Annotated in this window: 2 protein-coding genes; one reads left to right on the top strand and one right to left on the bottom strand. The window is 63.3% G+C overall.

Going from position 1 to position 4,860, the window contains the following annotated elements:
* Positions 1–2,464, top strand: a 2,464-nt coding sequence (locus RT662_RS06245) for a TonB-dependent receptor (protein WP_313669844.1), incomplete at its 5' end; no start/stop codon positions are given.
* A gap of 217 nt (positions 2,465–2,681) precedes the next feature.
* On the opposite strand, the gene RT662_RS06240 is transcribed toward RT662_RS06245, so the two are convergent.
* Positions 2,682–4,775, bottom strand: a complete 2,094-nt coding sequence (locus tag RT662_RS06240) for a penicillin acylase family protein (protein ID WP_313669843.1) — start codon at positions 4,773–4,775, stop codon at positions 2,682–2,684.
* Positions 4,776–4,860: the final 85 nt, after the last annotated feature.

Below are 4,860 nucleotides of genomic sequence, written 5' to 3'. Positions count from 1 at the left end.
CGGCGTGCTGCGCATCGGGGCGTTTGAATCGCAGATCTACACCGCGCAGATCACCGGCCCGATCATCAAGGATCGCCTGTTCTTCGCCGTCACCTATGAACGCACCCGCGATACCGTGCCGGCCGCCCTGGCGCCGAGCCAGCTGAACATCACTGATGGCCAGATCACCCAGATCGGCCAGATTGCGCAGAGCGTCTATGGCTTTGATACGCTGGGTGTTGCCAGCGACATCATCGAGAAGGACGACAAGCTCATCGCGAAGTTCGATCTGAACATCGCCGATGGTCACCGTGCCGCCTTCACCTATGTCTACAACGAAGGCCTTGTGGTTGCCGGCCAGACCGGTGTGGGGGCGCTGAACGCCACCAACCCGAACTTCCAGCTGCTGTCCAACAACTACAACCAGGGTGCCACCAACCACTTCGGTATCTTCGAACTGAACGACCAGTGGACGGACAATTTCTCCACCCAGGTGCGCGTGTCCTACGCGGACTACACCCGTTTGCAGCAGCCGGTGGGCGGCAACACCAGCCTTGGTGAATTCCGCACCTGCCTTGCGGCCGCCACCACCACCCCCAACAATACCTGCCCGGCTGGCACGCGCCAGTTGACCTTTGGTCCGGACATCAGCCGCCAGGCCAACGAGCTCGAAACGCAGTCGCTGAACATCGAATTCAACGCGACGCTGAAGATGAACAACCACACGCTGAAGGCGGTGGTGGAGCGTCGCACCCAGGATGTCCGCAACCTGTTCGCGCAGCGCGTGTCGGGCGCCTGGTACTTCGATTCGATCGCCGATCTGCAGGGCCGTCAGGCCAACGAACTCGATATCGCCGTGCCGCTGCGCGGCGGCATCGACACCGTGACCGCCCAGTTCCAGAACAACAGCTGGACCTTCGGCCTGCAGGACACCATCGATCTGGGTGACAATTTCACCCTGATCGCCGGCTTCCGTTACGACCTGTTCGACACCCCGGATCAGCCGTTCTTCAACCAGGCCTTCCTTGATCGCTTCAACTTCCCGAACAACAACAGCCTGAACGGCATTGGCCTGTTCCAGCCGCGTCTGGGCTTCAACTGGAAGGTTTCGGATCGCCTGCAGCTGCGCGGTTCGGCCGGCCTGTTCGGCGGCGGCAGCCCCAACGTGTGGATTTCGAACAGCTATTCGAACCCGGGCCCGACGCTCGGCCGCATCCAGGTGCGCCGTGCCGACAACGGCACCTTCACCATCTCCGGCCTTTCCGGCCTGAGCGCTGCGCAGGTGCAGACGCTGGGTGCTGCCACGCTGAACAATGTTTCGGGTGGTACCGGCGTGCCGCAGGCGCTGATCGATGCGATCCGCACCACCGGCACGGCCGCTTCGCCGACCAACGCGCTGGATCCCAACTTCAACGTGCCGTCGCAGTGGCGTGTGTCGGGCTCGCTCGATTACAACGCCAACCTCGGCCCGCTGGGTGATGATTGGCGCCTGGGCGTCGATATGATCTGGAGCCGCGCCAAGGACGCGTTGGACTGGACCGATCTGCGCTCGGTGGCCAGCGGCACGCTGCCGGATGGCCGCACCCGTTATCAGGTGCTGCCGGGCCAGGGCACGACCACCAACACCGATATCCTGCTGTACAATGTGGACAAGGGCCACAGCTGGAACATCGTGACCCGCTTCAACAAGCGTTGGGACAACGGCCTGCGCCTGCAGGGCAGCTACACCTTCCAGCGCGCGCGGGACTTCAACCCGGGCACCTCGTCGGTGGCGTTCTCCAACTACACCAACTCGGCAGCCGGCATCGATCCGAACAGCTCGGCCTATGGCATCTCCAACTACCAGCGTGACAATGCGTTCCGCCTGGTTGCTGGCTATGACACCAACCTGTTCGGTGACAACAACACAAGGTTCGAGCTGTTCTTCAACAGCCAGTCGGGCCAGCGTTTCAGCTACACGATGGCGGACCAGGCATCGGGCAACAACCGTTCCAACGTGTTCGGTGTGGTCGGTACCAACAACCGCTACCTGATGTATGTGCCGAACGTCAGCTCGGCCACGGCTGATTCGCGTGTGGTGTATGCCCCTGGCTTCGATTTTGCCGGCTTCCAGCAGCTCGTGCAGAATTCGGAACTGAACAAGTATCAGGGTGGCGTCGCGCCGAAGAACATTGGCCGCACGCCGCGCTACAACCGCATCGATCTGGCGGTTCGCCAGGAAGTGCCGTTCGTGTTCGGTGGCAAGATCGAGCTGAGCGCCGACATCGAGAACGTGCTCAACATGGTGAACAAGGATTGGGGCACGATCCGCCAGGTGGCCTTCCCGTACTACGGCACGCTGGTGAACGTGACCTGCGCCACGGCGGCCTGCACGCAGTACCAGTTCGCCAACCGCACCGGCAGCACGGTGACGGCGCCGACCGAAGGCGTGAACCTGAACGGTTCGCTCTGGGCCGTCCGCTTCGGTGCCCGCGTGAAGTTCTAAGCGCAGTCGGGCGCGTGGCTATCGCATCGCGATAGCCACGGACTCCGACAAGCTCGGACGGCGACCAAAAAAGGGCGGCCCCAACAGGCCGCCCTTTCTTTGTGTCGTCCGACCCCGGATCAAGTCCGGGGCAGGCATTGTGGCTCCGCCAAGCTCTTCTTTCTTCTTCTTTTCGCTGCAGAAACGCACTCGGCTGCTCTGCCGCCGGGCGGGTGCCTCAATACCCCTCCTGCTTCTCCAGATTCCGTTCCACGTCTGCCCGCGTCAGCCACAGTGACCGGAACCGCTTTTCGCTGAGCAGGTTCAATTGATCGCTGCGGTGCGCCGTGCCGGCCTGGCTGCTGTTGCCATAGCTCATGGTGGCGATGGCCTTCATCGGCGTGGTGAACTGGATGAGGTTGACCCAGGTTTCGCCCGCTTCCGGCAACCGTGTGCCGGTTTGCCACGGTTTCCAGCTGATGGTGCGGAACAGGCCAAGGCCGCCTTCGCCGCCATTGCCGGGGAAGCTGATGCTTTCCCCCGCGCTGAAACGCGAAACGTCGCCATAGCGGGGATCAAGGCGGCCGTGGCGGGCTGTCACGGCCTGTACGGCAGCTTTCAGCATGGCGGTGGCGACAGCATTGTCCTTGATGCCGGATGGTGTGTTTACCGGATCGTCCAGGGTCCAGCGGCGGTCGTAGTTGGCCTGATCGTTCAAATTGGGCCCGGCGAAGCGGGTGGCCCATTCCTCAAACAGGATGGCGGCGCGGCTGTCGGGTTCAAACCGATTATCCCAGCCCGTCAGCAGGTCGCGAGCGGCGGCAATTTCCGGATCAGCGCTGCTGGCGGCGGCGGCGAGCAGGGCGGGTTTCATGCGTTCCGCCATCAGGCTGGTGGTGGTGAGCTTGCGGCGCTGGAATTCGGCGAAGGACAATTTGTCTGTACCAGCCAGCAGCCGGGCTGACATCTGCGCACGCAGGCTGGTCGGCTGGGGCGGTGCGACGTACGCGGGATAGTCCCTGGGATCGATCACGCGCGGCAGGCTGTTGACCCATGGCGTGTCGTTGGCGTTCTGGACGAAGCCGCCGGGTGGATCGAGCGCCTTGGGCAGGCTTTCATAGGGTTCGATCTCGGTGGAGATCAGCTCGCTGCGGTTGCCGGGGACGATGCCGGCCCAGAAGGCGTGCGTCCCGCCGGTCTTGTGGCGGGGCAGGATGCCGTTCGAAATGTGAAACACATGGCCGGCGCGATCAGCGTAGACGATGTTGAAGCTGGGAATCTGCACCCGTTTCAGGGCCGATTCAAAGCCGGCAAAATCCTGCGCCTTGCCCATGTCGAGATAGGCTTGCAGCACGCCGGGCCGATCGAGCCCGGCGATGCGGACGGCGATCGGCTTGCCGTCCACATCGAACACCGGGCCGTGCACGCTGTGGCGCTGGATGAAGCTTTCGCGCTTCAGTGAACCATCGGGTTGACGGATGAGCAGGGACTTAGCCACCCGCCGATACGCCATCGCCTTGCCGTCAAGCAGATAGCCGCCGGGCGCTTCCTCCAGCGCAAAGCGCGTCGCACCCAGCATGTTGTTGACCGTATTGGTAAAGCCCAGATTGTTGTTGAAGGCAAAGCGCAGTACCGGCAGGCCAACCTGCGTCGCACCATAAACGCTGTAGCCCGGCGCGGTGATCTGCGCCTCGTAATAGGTGAGCAGCGACGGCGCCCACGGCAGGTGTGGATTGGCCAGCAGCATCGCCGCGCCATCGCTCGTGCGCTGCGGCGCGACGGCCCAGCCGTTGGAACCGCCGGCGTCGCCATCGCCGCCATCACCGATCCCGGTTGGCTTGAAGTCCGCCGGCGGTGTGAGCATGCGGGCCATCGGGGCAACATAGAGGAACTGCATCAGCCGGTGGGCATGGGCCATCACATCGACGCCGGTGATCGGCAGCACGCGTTTGAGTTCGGCCGGCACATGATCCGGATGGGCGGCGAGATAGGCGTTGATGCCGGCGGCAAAGCCATCGAGATTGGCGCGCATCTGGGGCGTTTGCGCCTTGTACCAAGCTTTGCTGCGCTCCGGCGCATCATGGGCGATCAGGTAGCGATCGAGCGGGGCGTATTCGGCTCCCCAGTATTCCGCCGCTCGCGCCCGGCTTTCGCCGTACATCTTGAGCAGGATATTGCCGTGGCTCGCTGCCTGCGCCCAGCCGAAGCCCTTGAAGGCGCCGGCTTCGGTATCGGCATAGATATGGGGCACGCCGTAACTGTCCCACAGCACTTCGTCGGCCAGAGTGGGTGCGGCAGTGGCCAGCAGCAGCGCGAACAGGGCAGGCTTCATCAAGGGCCTCATTTCTTCAGATAGCGGTTGTACCAGTCGATCACCGCCAGGTTTGATTGCAGCCATTGCGAAGGCCGGCCCATGC

The sequence above is a fragment of the Sandarakinorhabdus sp. genome, from assembly GCF_032115815.1.
GTDB lineage: Bacteria > Pseudomonadota > Alphaproteobacteria > Sphingomonadales > Sphingomonadaceae > Sandarakinorhabdus.
The sequence above is the reverse complement of the archived record's forward strand: the minus strand, read 5'-3'. Positions and strand labels throughout refer to the sequence as shown.

Bases quoted from the DNA above. Each gene is read 5' to 3' on its own strand.
- RT662_RS06240 (WP_313669843.1), bottom strand. From the start codon at position 4,775: ATGAAGCCTGCCCTGTTCGCGCTGCTGCTGGCCACTGCCGCACCCACT.